Source organism: Clostridiaceae bacterium HFYG-1003 (genome assembly GCA_024579835.1).
Classification (GTDB): domain Bacteria; phylum Bacillota; class Clostridia; order Clostridiales; family Clostridiaceae; genus JG1575.
Genome location: CP102060.1, coordinates 1,611,846 through 1,631,173 on the forward strand (window position 1 = coordinate 1,611,846; position 19,328 = coordinate 1,631,173).

Annotated in this window: 18 protein-coding genes and 1 pseudogene; 2 read left to right on the top strand and 17 right to left on the bottom strand. The window is 43.9% G+C overall.

Annotation, left to right across the window (positions count from 1 at the left end):
• Positions 1-31: 31 nt before the first annotated feature.
• From queE to NQU17_07245, 3 genes and pseudogenes are all read right to left on the bottom strand, one after another.
• Positions 32-699 (bottom strand): annotated as a pseudogene (gene queE, locus NQU17_07235) (putative 7-carboxy-7-deazaguanine synthase QueE).
• The gene (gene queD / locus NQU17_07240; protein UUM13343.1) at positions 686-1,123 is read right to left on the bottom strand and encodes a 6-carboxytetrahydropterin synthase QueD; all 438 of its coding nucleotides are present in this window, start codon (positions 1,121-1,123) and stop codon (positions 686-688) included. Before queD ends, queE begins: the two are co-directional and overlap by 14 nt.
• 336 nt (positions 1,124-1,459) lie before the next feature.
• Entirely contained in the window at positions 1,460-1,909 is a 450-nt protein-coding gene (locus NQU17_07245; protein UUM13344.1) for a GNAT family N-acetyltransferase, read from the bottom strand.
• A 331-nt stretch (positions 1,910-2,240) separates the two neighbouring features.
• Between NQU17_07245 and NQU17_07250 the strand changes: the two genes are divergently transcribed.
• Complete coding sequence (locus tag NQU17_07250; GenBank protein UUM13345.1) at positions 2,241-3,203, top strand: hypothetical protein; 963 nt, start codon at positions 2,241-2,243, stop codon at positions 3,201-3,203.
• Positions 3,204-3,342: 139 nt separating this feature from the next.
• Here NQU17_07250 and NQU17_07255 read toward each other — a convergent pair whose 3' ends face one another.
• The 11 genes from NQU17_07255 to NQU17_07305 all read right to left on the bottom strand — a co-directional run bounded on the left by NQU17_07255 (position 3,343) and on the right by NQU17_07305 (position 13,579).
• The gene (locus NQU17_07255) at positions 3,343-3,936 is read right to left on the bottom strand and encodes a hypothetical protein (GenBank protein ID UUM13346.1); all 594 of its coding nucleotides are present in this window, start codon (positions 3,934-3,936) and stop codon (positions 3,343-3,345) included.
• 304 nt (positions 3,937-4,240) lie between these two features.
• Positions 4,241-4,846 (bottom strand): DUF4829 domain-containing protein, encoded by a 606-nt coding sequence (locus tag NQU17_07260; protein ID UUM13347.1) that lies wholly within the window; start codon positions 4,844-4,846, stop codon positions 4,241-4,243.
• Between the two features lie 624 nt (positions 4,847-5,470).
• Complete coding sequence (locus NQU17_07265) at positions 5,471-6,418, bottom strand: ketopantoate reductase family protein (GenBank protein UUM13348.1); 948 nt, start codon at positions 6,416-6,418, stop codon at positions 5,471-5,473.
• Between the two features lie 626 nt (positions 6,419-7,044).
• Positions 7,045-7,551, bottom strand: coding sequence for an ATP-binding protein (locus NQU17_07270; protein ID UUM13349.1), 507 nt, complete (start codon positions 7,549-7,551; stop codon positions 7,045-7,047).
• Positions 7,552-7,806, bottom strand: a complete 255-nt coding sequence (locus NQU17_07275; GenBank protein UUM13350.1) for a hypothetical protein — start codon at positions 7,804-7,806, stop codon at positions 7,552-7,554.
• Complete coding sequence (istA, locus tag NQU17_07280; GenBank protein UUM13351.1) at positions 7,803-9,368, bottom strand: IS21 family transposase; 1,566 nt, start codon at positions 9,366-9,368, stop codon at positions 7,803-7,805. The genes NQU17_07275 and istA overlap by 4 nt, the downstream gene beginning before the upstream one ends.
• A gap of 604 nt (positions 9,369-9,972) precedes the next feature.
• Positions 9,973-10,188: a RidA family protein gene (locus tag NQU17_07285; protein UUM13352.1), complete on the bottom strand. Its 216-nt coding sequence runs from the start codon at positions 10,186-10,188 to the stop codon at positions 9,973-9,975.
• Between the two features lie 64 nt (positions 10,189-10,252).
• Positions 10,253-10,903: a cytidylate kinase-like family protein gene (locus tag NQU17_07290; GenBank protein ID UUM13479.1), complete on the bottom strand. Its 651-nt coding sequence runs from the start codon at positions 10,901-10,903 to the stop codon at positions 10,253-10,255.
• Positions 10,904-10,925: 22 nt separating this feature from the next.
• Positions 10,926-12,200 (bottom strand): SLC13 family permease, encoded by a 1,275-nt coding sequence (locus tag NQU17_07295; GenBank protein ID UUM13353.1) that lies wholly within the window; start codon positions 12,198-12,200, stop codon positions 10,926-10,928.
• Positions 12,201-12,210: 10 nt separating this feature from the next.
• The gene (locus NQU17_07300) at positions 12,211-12,540 is read right to left on the bottom strand and encodes a hypothetical protein (protein UUM13354.1); all 330 of its coding nucleotides are present in this window, start codon (positions 12,538-12,540) and stop codon (positions 12,211-12,213) included.
• A 289-nt stretch (positions 12,541-12,829) separates the two neighbouring features.
• Positions 12,830-13,579 carry a hypothetical protein gene (locus tag NQU17_07305; GenBank protein ID UUM13355.1) on the bottom strand — a complete coding sequence of 250 codons (750 nt, stop codon included), beginning with the start codon at positions 13,577-13,579 and terminating at the stop codon, positions 12,830-12,832.
• A 245-nt stretch (positions 13,580-13,824) separates the two neighbouring features.
• Here NQU17_07305 and NQU17_07310 point away from each other — a divergent pair, with 245 nt between their 5' ends.
• Positions 13,825-14,817 carry an IS5 family transposase gene (locus NQU17_07310; GenBank protein UUM13356.1) on the top strand — a complete coding sequence of 331 codons (993 nt, stop codon included), beginning with the start codon at positions 13,825-13,827 and terminating at the stop codon, positions 14,815-14,817.
• 385 nt (positions 14,818-15,202) lie between these two features.
• Here NQU17_07310 and NQU17_07315 read toward each other — a convergent pair whose 3' ends face one another.
• The 3 genes from NQU17_07315 to msr(D) all read right to left on the bottom strand — a co-directional run bounded on the left by NQU17_07315 (position 15,203) and on the right by msr(D) (position 19,219).
• Complete coding sequence (locus NQU17_07315) at positions 15,203-15,952, bottom strand: hypothetical protein (protein UUM13357.1); 750 nt, start codon at positions 15,950-15,952, stop codon at positions 15,203-15,205.
• A gap of 1,173 nt (positions 15,953-17,125) precedes the next feature.
• Positions 17,126-17,644: a GrpB family protein gene (locus NQU17_07320; GenBank protein UUM13358.1), complete on the bottom strand. Its 519-nt coding sequence runs from the start codon at positions 17,642-17,644 to the stop codon at positions 17,126-17,128.
• Between the two features lie 111 nt (positions 17,645-17,755).
• Positions 17,756-19,219, bottom strand: coding sequence for an ABC-F type ribosomal protection protein Msr(D) (gene msr(D), locus NQU17_07325; protein ID UUM13359.1), 1,464 nt, complete (start codon positions 19,217-19,219; stop codon positions 17,756-17,758).
• Between the last annotated feature and the right edge of the window lie 109 nt (positions 19,220-19,328).

The following is a 19,328-nucleotide window of genomic DNA, read 5'->3' on the forward strand; positions in this document are numbered from 1 at the left end:
AAAAATGATCGGTTCACAATCCTTCACAGCTTCAGACTCCTCGTTGATCCGGCGGCCAGATCACCTTATGCATCTGGATCTGGAGCACAACATTATTCATCAAGTGGTTTTTCATGTAATCCACAACTTCTGACCATTCAATCTGCCCAAAAACGGTACTGATATGGACCTGACACCGGCTGGTCAACTGGTATTGATCGATGATTTCCCTGGCTCGGTCCAGATCCAATCTACTTCCGGCAACGAATTTCACGGTATCTTTGGCTGTCAGCCATGAAAAATTCGAAACCAGCATCTTTCCCTCCATCCCGCTTCCCGGGAGCTTATAGTCCATGGTAAAGGCCGGTGGATTGTCGATCCGGGAAATTTCTGACAGATCCATACTCCCATTGGTTTCAATCTCAACAGACAGTTCGCGGTCTCTTGACATCGCTTCGATGAGTTCTCGTCGATCGGAATGGAGCAGCGGCTCCCCTCCGGTCAGTGTTACATGATGGATGCCGGTTTCTTTGATATACCGGCAGATCTCCTCTGTATTCATCAGTGTACACGGAACCTCTGCATGGTTTGCCCACGCGGTATCGCAATACGTGCAGTTCAGATGCAGCCCTGAAATCGGATAAAGACTGCCAGCTGGCCGGCTCGGGGTCCTTCCCCGTTGATACTGACAAACTTTTCGACCACTCTATATCTTGTCATTCGGATTCTCCTCATAGGATGCGCAGTTATTGGGTGTCTCGAAGACCGTGACCGACTTGACGCGGTATCCGCTGCCAGCCATCTGATCAAAGAAGTATTTGGCCAACCGCTCCGCCGTGGGACGAAAGTCCAGCTCTGCGACGCAGAAGCCTTCTTCTCGTAAAGCTGACAGGGTTAAGGGCTTCAGCGATCCTTTTTCAATAATCAGGGCATGATCCAGGCCCTCCACAACTTTCTTGAGATCCCTCTTTAGCGTTCTAAAATCCACCACCATGCCATCCAAGTGATTTCCGGTGTGCAGTAAACCCTCCATGATCTCCACCTGGACGCGCCAGCGATGCCCATGGATATTTTTACATTTGCCCTCGTAATTTGCCAGAAAATGGGCTGAATCAAAACTTTCCTCAGACTTCAGATAATACATCTTAATTTGTTCCTTTCGCTTGACAGTCCCTTGCCATCCTACAGTTTATCTGCCTGCTGTCATCTGCCCGCTGTCATCTGCCCGCCGACATCTGACTGCAAATGTCAAAAACTAAAACCTAATAAAAAAGAGGCGCAAAAACTACGCCTCAAAAATCCGAACTGTGATTTGATCGATCCAAAAACCGACCAGCCACCTAAGATCCTCATAAGCCCTAGTTTTGATTTGAGACAGGATGGTGCAAATGAACTGTCTTATTTATTCTATGGAAGTATAAGTTACAGGGAATGTAGGTGTCAAGCCATCGCATTCGACTTACCGAAGGATCAAACGGGATTACGCCTCAGGGGAGCACTCCTTGTACATCAGAATAACTGCTTCATTCGTTTGAAATCTATTCTTTTCATAAAATTTCGGAGCAGGTGCGAATCGATTGGTATTCAGAGTAAATCCGGCCAGACTGTGTTCTACCGCATATTTTTCTGCTTCCTGGATCAGTATGGTTCCAATCCCCTGCCGCTGCAGTTTGGGAGTGACAAACATTTCTTCAATATACAGCTCACTGGCATTCCACCAGATCTTTTCCTTACAGAACATCGCGCCCACAATCTCATTCTGATCCTCGACCACAAAGCCGACAAACTTGTTCGACTCCACCAGATCCATCAGATACTCAGAGGCGGTTTCCAGGTCCCAATGGCATTGCCACATTTCGTTATTGTATACATCGCACATCATTTCAGCACATGCAGGCACATGCTCGTCGATAAGGTTAAAGACGTTCAAATGAATTCCTCCCACAATTTCTCAGCATAATTCTCATCCTACTATCGTTCTCTGATTCCTCCAACATTCTATCACTATTATAAATTCATTGTTAGGAAACATTCTGCAGAAACGGACATCTTATTCCCGTCCAATATCATGCTCGAGGATCAGAACCTGAACTTCTGGATTACTATCTTTTCAGTTTAATGAGGAAGAATAAATGATAATTGGATTTCATCAGACTTATTAAGCTTATTTTCAGTTATAATATACACATGAAAACACAATGAGTCGCTGGATTGATTGGAAGTAAACGAGAACATCGAAATTATTTTATGTGAGGTTACTGATGGTAGGAACTGGTTTAAAAAAGCTGGCAGAAGAACTCGGTTTAAAAACCGATCAGGGTGTTGCCTATGGCGAATATCTTGGATTTAATGTGACGTTTTCCGAAGGAATGGGCTACAAGCTGCTTGGTATCTCAACCAAGTCCCCTGACGCTGAGAAGGTTGATGCATTCCTGGCGAGCCTGCCGGACGATGATTCGCTTTTGAAAAATTTCCGAATCAACGCACTGAATATTCATGAGGACGCGGTCGTCGTGAACTTTCACGATAATCCGGGTACCATGAATAAGTTCCGTGATGCTCTGAACTGGATCCTGCCCCAGCTGAAATCCTATGGTTTTACTGGCAGTGGGTATTGTCCGTTATGCGGATCTTCCATCAGCCCCTCCGATCCCTGGAAACTGGATGAGATGGTGGCACACCACGTCCATCCAGGCTGTTCATCTGCTGCGGAAATGCAGTCTGCCAACCTGGTTGAGCAATTCATTTCAGAAGATACCGGCAGCTATGGCCGGGGCTTTCTCGGAGCTTTGGCCGGTGCTATTCTGGGTGCCATCCCCTGGGCAGTAGCTCTCTTTTTCGGATTCTTTGTCTCCATGCTCGGCTTTGTCATTGGATTTTTGGCTCAGAAGGGTTATGACCTGGCAGGAGGCCGATATGGCAAAGGAAAAATCGCGATTGTCATCATCACCTCAGTGTTCGGTGTCATTCTTGGGAATGTGCTCAGTGATGGCCTGATTCTAGGAACGATGATCAATGATGGTGAAATTGCCGAAGCTACTCTTCGCGATATCCCGCTGATGCTGACCGCAGCCTATACCGACATTGAATTCCTGAAGGGTTCTATCCTTGATCTTGGCATGGGTCTGTTCTTTGCATTCCTCGGAATGATTGGCATGATCCGGGATCTGCGCAACTCCGATCCGACCAGCAAACGCCGGATGAAAGACCTTCAGCAGGCATAATAATTCACTGCTTCTCAATGAAGAAACCACCTGGTAAAGACTCCCGTGAGTCTTTACCAGGTGGTTTCTTCATTGTGAGGGAGGTCGTTTTCTAGTAATAACGCACGTAGAAAACTTCAAAACACTCAGTACTTATCATTTATGGAGAGTTCTCTTTCACCACGCTGGTGACGGGATCCATTTGATCGATAATTAGCTGCAATTCAGCGATTGCGGCTGTTTTGAGCTCCTCATCAATTTTCCCCGTCATCTCACCAGAGACTTCATAATATACCGGTCCTTTCTGAAATGTTCCCAAAACCTTCGTGTACCTTCCCGGAGTAACGTTTTGCGTTTGCCTATAATAATGGCTGACGTCTCGGAATTCCCAGGTCAGTTCCCTGTCAGAGAATTGATCCGTGGTTTGAGCCGAAATCATCAGTTGATAATAATGAGAGTTTGATAACTTTGTTGGTGTGATCGATATGACATACCCGTCCCAGTCGCCCTTTTGCCGGCTCCTGACCAGTGTGTATTCCGGAACTGAAACATAGGCATAGGGATCCTTCTCAAAGGGCACAAACTCAGGCACAAGAATATCCGTACCAAGAAATTGATCATTCACTTCAACAATGGATGTAACTATCTTTGACTTTACCGAAAAGTCAGCCAGGTAAGGCGGAATGAGTTTCCAGGCGTTGATCCCAGCCGAGACAATCAGTAATCCAACGAAAACTCCAGTTACTTTCTTCAAAGCCATCGTCCTCCGGTTCATATTATTGGGGATTAATGTCGGTCAGAATCAATTGGTATAAAATCACTTGTCCTTTATCGCTCCCGTATTAAGCGTTCCCACCAACAACAGGAGTTTTGGGATCCAGTATCAATCAAACAAGCTGTTTTAAGAATTATATTTTGGACCTCTGCCACAGCCATTGATATCCCACGTTATTAAAAATCTCTCTTCACCTCAGTAGTCAAGGAAACATAAATACCCGCAACCGCTGTTCTTCAATCCCCTGGATCCCGATTGAAAGATCATCAGATGAAAGGGGGTGTCAGACTCCCATATCATCAATGAGCCACGGGGAGTTTTCATCTTTTCTAATTAGGAAGAACCACCATTCATACATTCCACTCTCTTGAGAACTTACGTAGTCATTCTTATACTCTACTTCGTACATTACCTTAAACACTATAAGGTTCTCCATGGTTGTGCCATTGATGCTGCCTCTGCCATTTTTTAAGTAACTCTCGTACTGTTTTTGATCCGTTTCCTCTTCAATGAAGTTGAGATCTATATACTCCAAATTACCCAGCTCCCAGACTATGTTAGGAGCGTTCCAACGATCAGTGAGAGTAGACAAAACACCTTTTTCGTTTTTTCCATCCGAATACTTAAAGTAATTTTCAACAACCTCCATGGCTGGGTGAAATTCCGGAGTGCTTAAGGACTCTGTTTGATGCACAGCCCCACTCTGAGCACTGGCGGAGACTTGTTTTCCAGGATAGTAAAAATTGATGCCACAGCCTGTACTCCCGAGTACCATCGCAATGGCTAGTCCTGATGCGAGCATTCTGCTTTTCATTCTTCTCCCCTTTTCAGCCAGTGGATCTTGTAACCCAAAGGAATTTCCGTTTGATTGCTGTCCGTTCTGTTTCATCTTTAATTAAACCACATGGTATTTCATGAACTATGCTCTTTCATAATTGTTTCATCGGTTATCTGAATATTAAACTTTAAAACTTATTATTTAGTAACATAATGGTTACAATCGCAGCCATATGGTTAAAGCCAACATCTTCATTCAACGTTTTGCCTAAATTTCATTGAAACAGAAGCCTTTTTACACAAACAGCAATACACTCCAAACGGATCCCAATATCAAAAGTCAACTTATCCAGAAGCGCTTTCACACGTTCAAACAATGAGAACCCTGGGTGTTAAAGTTGGCCGACCGACCCCAGGATTCTCATTGTGCTTTTCACCTGCTTTATGGCAGTTTAGATCTTCAGGCAAGTCAAAGATCTTGGTAAGCAACAGTCCGCGTTATTCGGGGAATTTGAACCTTCCCTTGTCCGGTCTGCGGCGGGCATCTCTATCCCTGTGATTAAAGACTTCGATCAGTGAGAATCGATGAGGATAAACACTGTCATTTTCTGCTGTGTCGCATAAGCTGCGCATATTTCCACGCCATGCGATAAAAACCTACTCCTTCAGTAGGTTCGGATCATCACCCAACACTAAAAAAAGCCATCCGTCACTAGTGAATGACCGTTTCTCTACTTCAGTCTGTCAGCCCCCGGGATCCGAATCCTTCCGAGTGGGGCGGGGATTTTTTCAGGATTTCCTCATAGAACCAATCATTAATCGGAGTTGCCACTCCATGGCGTGCCCCCAGGCGGCGGATGGTTCCGGCAAACAGTTCCACTTCCGTCTGGCGACCGGCTTCCACATCCTGAAGCATGGAGGGTTGTTGATCCGGCCCCAGACTATCGACGATCCTGAACCAGACGTCTATCTCAGCTTCCGGGATTGTCACCCCTTCCAGGGCAGCCAGCTTTCGTACTTCTTCCATTGCCTGACGCATGATTCGGCGGGAGTCGTTTTGATTTTCGTGAATTACCCGATAGGATCCGCCCAGAACAGCCAGTGTCTGATTCACTCCCGTATTGAGCATGAGCTTGCTCCAAAGCTGATATCGGATATCCGGGCAGACTTCAAAGGCAATGCCCGCCTGGTCATAAAGAGCCACTACAGCCTGCAACCGTTCACTCTCAGTTCCGTCGGCTTCACCCAGGCGCCAGAACCCTGGCACAGTATAGTTCAGAGTTTGACCCACCCGGGTAGCATCCATTCCCTGTCCGACCGTGTAAAGCACTTTCTCCGCTCCCAGCGCCTCGCCGATGATCTCCTCACTGCTGATGCCGTTCAGCAGGGACATCAGAATGGTCTCCGGTCCTACAAAGGGTCGGACCAGCTCCAAAGCGGACGGCAGATCGTAGCTTTTTACTGCAAACAGGATCAGGTCCAGGTACTTGCCCCGGGGTGCGGAGACACAAGGGATACGAAGGGCCTGGCCGTTGACCTGAAATCCAGTTTGCTCATAACGCCGGCACCGCGATTCATCCGCTATGAACTGAACTCCTTCCGGCCCCAATGTTTTCACCAGACGTTCTCCAAGGAGCAGTCCTAACGCTCCGGCACCGACGATGCCCACTTGATTGATCCTCATTATTCCACCTCTTTTGTTAACATGTTCTTTCCAGTATAACGGATAGACTGCGCTCTGACCACTGCAACTGGCATCTTTGTTGATGATCTGTGAAAATGTCACCTTGTATGTGTGCTGTGATTATGTCACCTTCAAAATTATACTTTAATGGGTGAAAATCAATATGTCATCAAGGAAGCCAAGAGCTTCATCATTCCAGATGAAATCCCTAATCGAAACCGGCCCCTCAGCAAACAGCTCAGCTTCTGAACATAACTGAGCGTAGGTACAACGCTTGAAGACCAACGCGAGGGAGGCCGACCATCCAGCAGTTTTCCATGGAAACAAAGGGGAAATCTCGATGTTTTTCCCATAGGTCCTGTGTATCGATGTTGCGCGATGGACCATCATCTGCGGATTGTCTTGAATTCCACAAGCACGCCAAAACCAGCTGCACTGGCATCTGGTTTTGGCGTTCCATGAAGGTGACAACACCACCGTTGATCAGCAGGCATTCACCAATTTGAGCAATCGCAATAAAATGGCCTTGTCACTGAATTCCTTTGTGGTTATTTCACTCTAATGATACCGGCCTTAGCGGAAGCTAAGACCGGTAATATTCACTTTGAAGTCCACTAACATTGGGTTTAGAGTCCAGTTAAGTCCAATGTTTTTTTCCCTGAGGCAATTTCTCGCATGTTGATGATCCCAGTTTCTATGAAAACGGCATTGTGTATGATTCGGTCCATAATAGCGTCCGCATGGACGCCCCCTCCGAGTTTGTTGTGCCAATCTTCCTTCCGAAATTGGGTACAGAATATAGTCGAACCAGAATCGTATCGCCGTTCAATAAGCTCAAACAGGAAATGCTGTTCTAAGTCAGAAATCTCATCCATCAGCCACTCATCGATAATCAGTAATGGGATTCCAGAATATTTCTTTAAGAGCTTATGTGGTCCACCGGTTATTAGTGTGGACTCATCGTATTCCATGAGCAAATCAGGCATCCGAATATATCGAGTCCGAAATTGCATCTTACAGGCTTGTTTTCCCAGCACACACCCCAGATATGTTTTGCCGGATCCGGTGAAACCCTGCAGAATAATGTTCGTGTTAGTTTTGATATATTGGCAGGTCGCGAGCTCCAAGATCATTTATTTTTCCACACCCCTTGGTGCGTAGAGGACATCGCCGATATCTGCAGAGGGTATTCTCAGTCGGGCAGACTTAAGAAGACGGTGAAACTTGGCTACGAATTTTTCCTGATAGAGGTAGTCGATCATCATTTGCAGACGTTCATCAAACGTCAGGCTGTTGCTATGAGCCTCAATATGCTGCATTTCCAGATAGCTGATGAGTTCCGACAAGTTCAATTCATTTAGCTTTCTGCGCGTTTCTTCGTTTATCATTTGTTTCGCCCTCTGTAGTATTCGGCTCCTCGTACATAGCCTTTCGGAGCAACTTCAGGAGCTTGAGCGCTCTGTTTACCGTTTGAGTATAGAACGTCTTGATTGGCTGACAGGATTGCTTTAAGATGGTGGTAACGTGGAACCCTGACTTTAGTCAGTGCTAGTTCACAGGCGGTCTCCAGCCTAGCCTCTGAGTAGCTTTTGGTGAGACGAAGAACGGACAGGGAAGAATTATATCCCTGTTCTTTGATTTTTACCATCGAGAAGATCAAATCAACAACTTGCCTTGTGGATGGCCCGATTTTAACCGCCCACTGCTTTATGCGCACATCGTCCCACTCGGTATACTTAAGCTTTTCAGGCATGTCCTCTTCATGGGTTGAATATTTGTTTGTGACATAGGCTGGAAATTTCGGATGCGTTTGGATCCGCTGGTTGTTGCAGTAAATGGCCAGCTGCATGTCAGTGATCCTCAAATCCACTTTTTTTCCAAAGTATTGGAAGGGACATGAGTAGTAGTTTTTAGCATATACCACGTGAGAGTTTAATCCGATCGAGCGACTGTATACCCATTCAGCTGTTTCATAAGGAATGTCAGGAAGACGGTGCAAGTACCGCTGCTCTTCTTCCAGGAATACTTTGATCCGACTACCCTCGCGCTTTTGAAAATCAGCAACATTGTATTCTTCCAGAGCTAACCAGACGTCCTGCCTGAGTTCCTCAAAAGAGGTGAATTTTCGATTCCTAAGTTTAGCGATGACCGCAGTGGCGATATCACCCACTGTGCTTTCAATGCTAGGCTTATCACGTGGCCTACGAACTCTAGCGGGCATTACTGTGGTCATATAGTGCTGGGCCAGTGCATCATATTCTTCATTGAGGATGATATCACCTTCTTTAGGGTGTTTAATTACCCCCGTCTTCAAATTATCGCAGGTAATCCGAAGCGGCACTCCATTAAAATATTCAAACATGTGGACATGACACCTCAGCCAGGTGGTCTGCTTCATGTCCATGGTGGGTTCAACATAGCTATATTGGCTATAGGGCAAGGTGCTGGCAAATAGATGGACTTTGATGATCTCTCCGGTTGTAGGGTTTACATACTGCATCGTAGATCCGGACCAATCAACTTCAACATTATGTCCAGGTTTGTGGACCAGATGACTGGTTATCATGTTGGCCTCTGTGTGGTCTGCATAACCTTTGCAAAATCGAGTGTAGCCCATAGATATAGTCGATTCTGCTGCGCACTTAGTCTGGTACTCCTGCCACAGAAGCTTTAAGGTGACGCCAACTCGCTTTAACTCTCCATGGATATACTCGTAATCGGGTTGCCCATAAATCGACTCCGTGCTATGCCTGTCAGGAAAGAAGAGCTTGTATACTGACTCTGGATCCTTATCTGCGACGTCCGAATACTTGATACCAAGCTCATTGGCAATCTTGATGACTTGCGACACTGAATTACGCGACATTCCACGAAGATCAGCAATCTGATTTCGAGATAAGTTCTTGGATCGTAGCTCCAAGATGGTTTTGACTTTGATTTTACTGGCCATAATAAGCCTCCTCAAAATTATTGGTAACCAAGGGTTACACATTAATTTTAAAGAGAAGCGGACTCTGAAGGAATACAGGTGGACTTCATTTGTGTACACCTTCTAATATATGATGGACTTATTCATTTCAGCATGCGGACTCCAAAGCGGTATAGGTGGAATCATTAGCTCGAAATATTCATTTGATGATAAAGTTCTAAAGAACGCTTTAGAACTTTCATATACATATAATAAATAGGGATATGGAAGTAAACTCAAAATTAGCGGGAAAGTTCGCCCAAGAATCAATGCAACGCAGCAAGAGGTCCATTGGCCTGCAAGGACTAATGGACCTCTTGCTGCTTTCATGGTCGCTTGTCAGATGATGCGTTTATCCTACCAGACGACTGCATCGCAAGTGATATTTCGAACAAAATAAATCCTGGAAGCCAGTATTATTAATGGTCTCCAGGATTTATCGGTAATTTTGATGCGGGACTTCAGCCTTGAGCTATGGTTACAAAAGGCTGGTCAGCTCACCGGCGGTCGACCCCGATGGCTGTTCCGAGGCCGCTGCTAGGCGGTGGGAGGTGTACCTTCTGTGTTTCCGGCAACGGCAACAATCTCAATTAGAGCATCGCCCGGCAAAGCTAAAAACACCGACTGTTCGACGGGCAGGCGTTCCCGCCGGGAAGAAGGTGGCATAGACTTCATCCACAGCCGGGAGATCCTCCATATTTTTCAGGTAGTGGTTGACTTTGACAACATCCGGTATCTCATGGTCGATCCTGACTTTCAAGAGCCCCTTTTCCACGGTTACCTTGGTATACGACATTAACATGAAGGCTGTCGACTGTCCGACCGCTCCTGCCGGTTGTTCCTCCTATGCGGTAACCTGGCGCCGCCTATCCATCCGCGGGATCCGATTGACAATGCTTGTCTGCCTCCAGCAAGCTCATAATAGCCTTGACAGCCCCTTCAATCCCGAAACGTGAGGTTGAAATCGACAAATCATAGGATGTACAAGCGGTCCATTGGTCCTTCAGATACGTGTTGTTAAACTTTGCGCGCCTTTTGTCAATCTCCTGAATCATGTGTCGGGCATGCTTTTCGTCAACCTGCTCACGGTCCATGATGCTATTGATTCGACTTTCCAAATCAGCATGGATAAAGACTGAAATCATATCGGGATCGTCCTTCAGCACTTTCTTTGCTGCCCTCCCAATGATGATGCACGACCCTTCCCTGGCCAGATTCTGAATCGTCTCAGTTAGCATCTGGAAGACAGTGTCGTTAATGGCATAATGAGAATCGAGTTCAAGCGGAATCTTGTAAGGATTCCGAATGCCCCTGGGAAACCCCATCGATTTCCAGGTAGCTGCTTTCTCATCACTGGTAGCGATGGTTTCTTCCTGTACGCCATGTTCCATGGCTGTCCGTGTCAGCAGTTCCTTATCGTAACATGGAATTCCGAGCAGTTCGGACAGCCTCTCCCCTGTTATCCTCCCTCCACTGCCATATTGACGACTGATGCATATAATCGTTCTTTTTCTCATCATGAAATCCTCCTTATTGCCTTCAAGCGCGGATACCCCAGAGCAGCCAGATAATAACATAAGCCACAGTGACGGCAGCCAGAGTATACGGAACACTGATTTTCATAAAATCACTGCTTTTGACTTCATATCCATTCTTTCGCAGGATCCCGATGGCCATGATGTTGGCAGAAGCGCCGATCGGGGTCAGATTGCCGCCCAGAGTTGCTCCGGCAAGCAGCCCAAAATAGTAAAGGTTTGGATTGACACCCATGAAAACAGCGATGCTGCTCACGACCGGCAGCATGGTCGCGACATAGGGGATGTTGTCGATAAAGGCGGACAGGAGAACGGAGAACCACAAGAGCATGCTGTACATCAGGAAAACTGAATTTCCACCGATACTGACGAAGCTTTCAGCGATCGCATCGATGACACCGGCTTCACTGATGCCTGCGATCACAACAAACAGGGACGCCAGCAGCAGGAGGGTGAAATAGTCCAGACTCAGGAAAGTCCGGAAGAATACATCCGTCCGTTTTTGATGGATCATCTCATAAATCACACCGACAAATGTCAGCCCCATACAGATCAGGCCATTGGTGATATGAGGTTTGTCTGGGAAAAATGACGCCACGATCAGGAGAACGATTGTGCTGATGAGCAAGTAAGTAGGGAAAAAATCTTCGACTGGTGTGATTCTTTCAATGTCGACCTTCTGACGATAAGTGCGGAACTTAAACAGGAGGACAAGGGTCGCTGCCCCCAGTCCAAGCTGGACGATCCAGAACATGCCCGGGCGTCCCTGCATCCAGAAAAAGTCAAGGAAGTCCATGTCCACGTAACTGCCCAGCAGGATCGATGTCGTATCACCCACCAGGGTCGCAGCACCCTCCAGATTGGAAGCGATGGCGATGGCAATCACACTCGGAACGGGGCTGATGTTGAGTTTCTTCGCGATAGTCACTGCCACTGGTGCAACAATCAGGACCGTTGCAACATTGTCAACGAATGCGGAAACAATTCCTGAAAAAAGGGACAATGCAATGATGGACCATTTGATATCAGGGACTTTCTTGATGATGAGATCCGCCAACCGAGCAGGCATTTTTGATTCGATGAACAAATCTACAATTCCCATCGTACCCGCAATCATGAGGATGACATTCCAGTCGATGGCCTGCAGCGCCAATCGTGCCGGCAGCAGGCCTGAAACGACGAAAATGACCGCCGAAGCGAATGCGACATACGCACGGTATTTGGGTAGGGCTATCATCAGGACATATGTCGCAAAAAATAAAGTCAGGGCAATAAACATGGTCAGATACCTACTTTCGAAATTTGTATAATACGATAAATTTGACACCGAAGTCCAGTTGCGTCGGATGACCCATTGGCCGTTCGTCCATTGCTTCGTAGTCCCTGCCGGTACCTGATTTGGGATTTCCGCAATCCAATCTGAGGTACGGAACATAACGGCTGACCGAACGTTCAGCGGTCGCCCGCTCTGGACAGCTCTCCAAGATCCAGTCGTGGGCCTGCGCAGAGGTCATACTGCGAATAGAACGAAGCCAATCGCGGATGACCGGTCTGATCTCGTCCAATGCGTCGCGCTTGCAATTTGTTGTGAAATATTCCATATCGTCATCCAGGAACATCGCTCGGTATTTAGCACCATCTTACTATTGATCCTAAGGATTCGGGCATTCCGTCGTTCAGTGAATCCCTTTTCTCTCCAGGTCCTTGATCTTGCTGTACATAGACAAATTCTCCATTCATCGAATATCCTCCGGGTTATATTGACACCACAGAGGTTAACATCCTGGATTCCCGGTTCACGAAACGAGGAATCATCTGTATTTTTTTAATAAATATTGATATCATTTAGTTACATGGGTAATTACCGTTACGTCAAACTGAATGTTTGCGCTATGTTTCGGACAGAGCTTATTTATGTAAATAATCTTCGACAAACTCATCCACACTGGGATAATGTTTAATCGCTATTCCTGCTGTCTCATATACATTCTCATATTCTTGTAAACATGCATCAAGTAGTTTAACGTTGTCCCCTAAACAATCTGGATTATACTCTTCCATGATATTACAAGTTCCTATGGCAACCTCTGAGGAAATCTCAATCAACATATTTTGCAAACTGCACATATTCATAAAAGAGGAAAAAGCATTATTTTGCTTCGCCGCTTCCTCTTCCTTGTTTCTCCAATTTGAATACATTTCTTCATAGGTGCCCATAAGATTTTCGGAAGGCGCTGCTTTATTCTTCTTTTGTTTCAAATTAACTTCCGTATATAAAAGAAGACTCTTTAATAAAGCTCTTAACTCCAAAACATCTTTACTTGCCGCAACGCTCTTTATATGATCAACAAAAAACTCTTCAATAGACAAGGTCGCTAATTCTTCAAGCATACTTTTTGTGCTGCGTTTAAAATAGCTTCCATGAAAAAGCATAATTGCATTCATCAGAGAATGAATCACCCCAAATGCATCAAGGCGTACTTGCCCTAACTCTTCATGCAAATAAGCATTAGCATACGATACTTTAGCTTTGTCGATCAACTCATTCACCCTTTGGAAGCGCTCCTCAGATGCTAAAAAGAGTTTTGCCTGTTCTCTTAGTTTACATAGTCCATCGTAAGCTTGTTGATTTTTAATGTACACAATCTTGGAATCCATCAATCTAGAAAGCTGGGCATGATGACATTCGGCATCATATCTAAGTCGATCCCAGTTTGTACAATATATGTCATAGCCTACTTTACTATTCGTTAAGATAACGCCCGTGCCCAGCTGCCATCCTTCATTATTCTGAATCAGTATGAGCAAATCTAAGGAAACGCTGATTAATTCTGTTTTCTGTAACTCTGAGGAACGCTCTCACGATATAATTTAAGTATTACGTTACCAGCGAGGTTTTTCTTATGAAGCAGCAGACTTTCAGTGATTTTGAATACGCACATCGCCGCAAGACTACAAAGAGAGAAGAGTTTCTTGATTCTATGGAAACTATCATTCCCTGGAAAGATTGGGTCGAGATGATTCGCCCCTACTATCCTCAGGGAAAACGCGGCAGAAAGCCCATCGAAATTGAAACAATGCTTCGGATGTACCTGATGCAAAATTGGTTTAACCTCTCCGATGTTGCAATGGAAGACGCCATCTATGACAGTTATGCCATGCGCAAATTCATGCGGCTGGACTTCATCTCGCAGCAAGTGCCTGACGCAACCACGCTTCTTCACTTTCGCCATTTAATGGAAAGCCATCTCTTGGGGGAGAAGATCTTTCATGATGTCACCAGACGCTTGGAATCTGCCGGACTAATGATGCATGGCGGCACCATCGTGGATGCCACCATTATTGCAGCCCCCAGTTCTACCAAGAACCAGACGGGAGAACGAGACCCTGAGATGCACCAGACAAAGAAAGGCAATCAGTGGTACTTTGGGATGAAGGTTCATACCGGAGTTTGCGCCGGCAGTGGGTATGTCCATACAGTCACAGGGACTGCGGCCAATGTCCATGACATAAACGAGACACACAAACTGATTCGTCCCGATGATGAAGTAGCTTACGGAGATTCCGGCTATAATGGAGTCGAGTCAAGAAAAGAATTCACCGAGGATCCGCACTTATCTACTATTGAATTTCGCAGCAATGTTCGCCCTTCCAAGATCAAGACCAATAAGAACTATCCCGGGATCCAGTGGGACCGGGCAATTGAACAACGCAAATCATCCGTTCGAAGCAAAGTGGAGCACCCATTTTTGATCGTCAAACGGTTCTTTGGTTATGCCAAAGTAGTTTATCGGGGGATCAGCAAAAATTTGAATAGATTCAACATCTTGTTTGCCAGCGCCAATTTGTTGAATTGTATTCGTGCAAAACGAACGAAAGAATTCTGCATGGGATAAGTGCGCCCAAAATTGGGGGTTAGCCCACAAAACGGGCTGAAATCGCACTAAAATCCAGCATTTTTGTGCACCCATGAGCAAAAAAACAACATAATGAACGAACTGGGAAACGTTAACCTCAAATAATCAGTGTTTCCCTAAATTGTAGTACCTTATTGTCATTACTAATATCGTATTTTGAGTTCTTAATAAAAACGTATAAGTCGACATTAGTAGGAAGATTAGCAGTTATTGAAAGATCCATCGCTAACTACTCCTTTATGGTTACTTATAACAAACATGAACATCCATTTTGTCCACTTAACCCCTCGATCCGGCCTCATTATCCTTATCTGCAATTGGAAAACTTTCAGAAAAATAGATACGTGATGATGCAGAATTGATCTCAATAAAAAAGCTTCAACTCATCAAAATACTCCCACAATTCATTCGCATACTCAGACTCAGCTATGCAAGTAGCTCTTTGTTCGATTTTTTGCAAGGCACTTGTAATGAAATTAGGATGTCCTTTTTCGTCGAAATAACTATATAACTCAATCTGTTGGTTATTGTCCAAATAGCCATTCAGGAAATGCTTACTGACGAAATCATTCCACCCACTGAAGGATTTGAAATACTCCCTGTCTCGATCGTTGTAGCTGACTTCAGACTTTACTAACTGTAAAAAGCGATCCATATAATCGCTAATTGGCTTAATTGATTTATTGAATTTTCCTTTTGTCGTTCTACCGATTTCCATTGGCAGGATCCAGAAGTTCGCCAGACAATGATATTGAGTTTGGTAGCCCCTCAAATACTCTGGCCATTCTTCTTTTTCTGTACGTTGACGACTGGATTTCCCTGCTCCCGGAATACAATTCGCAATTGTATTAAAACTGTTCATGGTATCACCAGCAAACTCGGAATTCTTCAGGGACCCCTTTCGCCCTAAGATGGGCTTACCTTTCAAGACTTCTTTATAGATTATTTCATAAAAGCCTATTGCGAAGTCTGACATATCAGCATCCGCTGAAGAATAATATGTCTGGCCCGATATTACCCTATTCTCTGATAAATATACTTTCGATTGGCTTTTGTCACAATCAATCGGCTTCAATAGGATTTCTCGCACTTGGTCATTCTTTTTCAAAACCATATCGCCTTCCCTTCAAACCAGGTCTGAATTCATGGATAAATTGCTTGATACTGTTCGATTACAGAGCTAACATATGGTACTAACAAGGGGGTATCAGTATGGATATTTCAGTTTATTACCCTGGCGACTCAGAAATTAAAGCAAGGCTCCGCGATCGATTGACGGCATATTCACTAAGACTAACGAACGATCGTTGGGAATCCTCAATCAATATAAGCATGGACGGATTAACTGCTCAGTTAATGAAATTCGTTGATATGGCGAGCACCTCTCCAGATCTTATAACATTCAGTAAAAGACAACTCTTAAAACCTGCTCAGAGCTTTGTGATTATATTATCATCCTAATCAGCCTGACCAGGCAGCGTGTTCTTGAAAAAGATGAATTGCAATCAGGAGATTTTTTATATATTTCCATAATACCATTAAAACCTGGCGATGAATCCTGCTTGGACTTTGAAATCCAGTGGGTTACTGGCAAATAAACACGATTCGCCTAATAATCATATTCGCAGAAACCACTTATGATGTTTAGTCTATTTTACTACCATTTGATTATGTTTCTATACTAATTTACGATTTTCATCTGTGCTTTCCCTGAATCAAAATTGACTTAAATCTTATAAATCAAAACCGTCTTCTCAACCCTCTAAAAAAGCTCTTATATCTAAAGTATCCACTCAACCCAATGGTTTTTGACCTGCAGGTCTCGATTTAATTGGGTAAAAAACAAAGATTTCCCGGCAACGGAGGTCGCAAAAAAAGCGCTCGAAACCTGGAAATCTTTGGTATCAATGGTTCTACAATAATCTATTTATCGACTCGAGACATCAATACGATTGCCTCGACGTGTTTTGAGATGAAGGGATAGCTATCAAATGGAAATTACCATGTTCCTTTTTTAGTGATTTTTATTTGTGGAAACATATCAAAGATTGACTGCCGTATGTGGGAACATATCGACAAACATTTTTGCAATCATTATTATACACCCTACATGTGGCTCATCTAGATTAATAATTAGAATGATTATTCATTTTCTGTCTGTTGCATGATTGATATAGTAACCATTTTCATTCATATGGTAATATGGTCGATAATAAACCTGAATGGATCACATGCTTTTTTTCTCGGAGTATTTTACATATAAAATAGAGAAGTATTGAATTTTTCCCTATAAGACAGCTTGATACCATAGCAAAGCGTCCTTTTCTAGTTGTTTTACAAATGCATCCTTACCGGCGCAGTAGCCTTCAATATCCTCCGGGAATCGATAAGCCAACTCCATCTTTAATTCGCCATACTCTAAAGCGATGTCAGGATGTGTACGCAGAAAATCCCTTACTGCTATGTGCCTAGTAATATCATTGTGATTGTTTTGCTCAAAAATATGAATTTGGTGTGTCCTGTTATCGCCACCTTTACGGAAATATCTCCGCCCTTTAATACCAAACTCACCCATACACTCATATCCAATGGCTACAAATTCTTTGTTATGCTTATCAACCAAACTAATATTTGTCACTACGGGCATTATATCTATGATTGGTTTAGCATGTAAACCTTTAACTGCTGTACTGCCAATATGGTAAATCTCCACCAATATGTCCTTCAAAATACTACTTATTTTCTGTGCTTCATTATCATATGCTGCTTCCCAAAAAGGGTCGTATGGAACTACCCGTATTAACATTTCTAAACCCTCCAATCAGATATTCATATCTTATTTCAAAACATTAGAAACTAGCTTTATAATGAAGCCACTAGCCAGAACAGACTATACTGACTAGCGACTACCTTAAATTTAATGTTTCAGATTTATTTTCTTATCACTAATTTCATAAACCACATCAGCCACATTATCGAGTAGCCGTTTGTCATGGGTGATAAACACTATAGTTCCAGCATACTCCTTCATTAATATTTCCAAAGCCTCTAAGCTTGGTATGTCAAGGAAGTTGCTGGGTTCATCCATTAGTAAGATGTTATATCTACCCATAAGCATTTTAGCTAACAATAATTTCATAATTTCACCACCGCTTAAAACAGCTAAGCTTTTTCCTATGTCGTTTTGTTTAATTCCCATTGATGCTAACACAGAACGAATTTCCGAAACATTGTAATCACAATCCTCCTGCATAAATTCCAAGACTTTTTGATTACTGTTGTACTTGTAACCATTTTGTGCAAAGTATCCTATTTTGGCCTTACGTGAAATAGTAATTCCATCTTCATGATTTAAGATCATTTGGATTAAGGTTGTTTTTCCTGTTCCATTACCTCCAGTTAGCGCTACTTTTGCTCCTAGAGGAATTTGAAAAGATGCATTTTCAAACAGTGCCTTATCCCCAAATATTTTATTAATTTCCGTACCGACTATAGGGTATGGATTATGGAGCTCCAATGCTTTACTTTGCCTGAAACGAATTCTGCGAATGTCTTCCGGAGCTTCTACATTTCCTAAGGCCGCAATCCTGTGCTCTAGGGATTTAGCGGCATTATGCATCTTTTTTTCCTTACTTCCTATTGATTTTTGATGAGCTAAACGCCCTCCGCCTTCAGTACTTTTTTTCTTTGAAGCACCTTTTGCCTTCTGTTCTATTTTACGAGCCTGTTTTCGCTTTTCCTCCGCAGCCCTTTCCAATCGGGCACGTTCCGCAATAAATTGTTCGTATTGTGCAGCTTGGCTCTTGCGTTCTTCCTCTTTCTGACGAAGATAATCAGAATAGTTTCCCCAATACTCAGTGATTTTGCCATCTTTCAGTTCCCATATTTTATCTACTATTTCATCAAGAAAATAGCGGTCATGGCTAATAACTAACAGTGCACCTGTAAAATATTTTAGCTGTCCAATTAGAAAATCAATTCCTTCACGGTCTAGATGACTGGTAGGTTCATCGGCTAAAATACCATGTACTTGTGCTGATAAGGCCTGTGCTATTTTAAGCCTTGTTTCTTCCCCACCGCTCATGGTCTGAATATTTAATTGCTCAACACCGAGCTTGCCTACAAGTGCAAAATCTTTTTCCTCCCGCAAACTTACTTCATCCAACTGAGGGATATAGGAAAGTTCACCCAGACGATTAATTTTACATCCTTCTGGAGTTAATTCCCCTAAAAGCACCTCGAGTAAAGTGCTTTTCCCTGCACCATTTGCTCCTACTAAACCAATACGGTCATAATCATATACTTCTATTTCATCTATATCCAAAACATCTCGCCCTGTGAATTCCACACGAATGTCTTTTGCTTTTAATATCAATTCCATAACATTTCCTCCTGTCTATAATCGCATGCTTTCATTTGCTTGTACGCAGGGAAAACCCTGCGATTTTAGCAGGAAGAATTACATGAAAATAAGATACATAAATATCCCT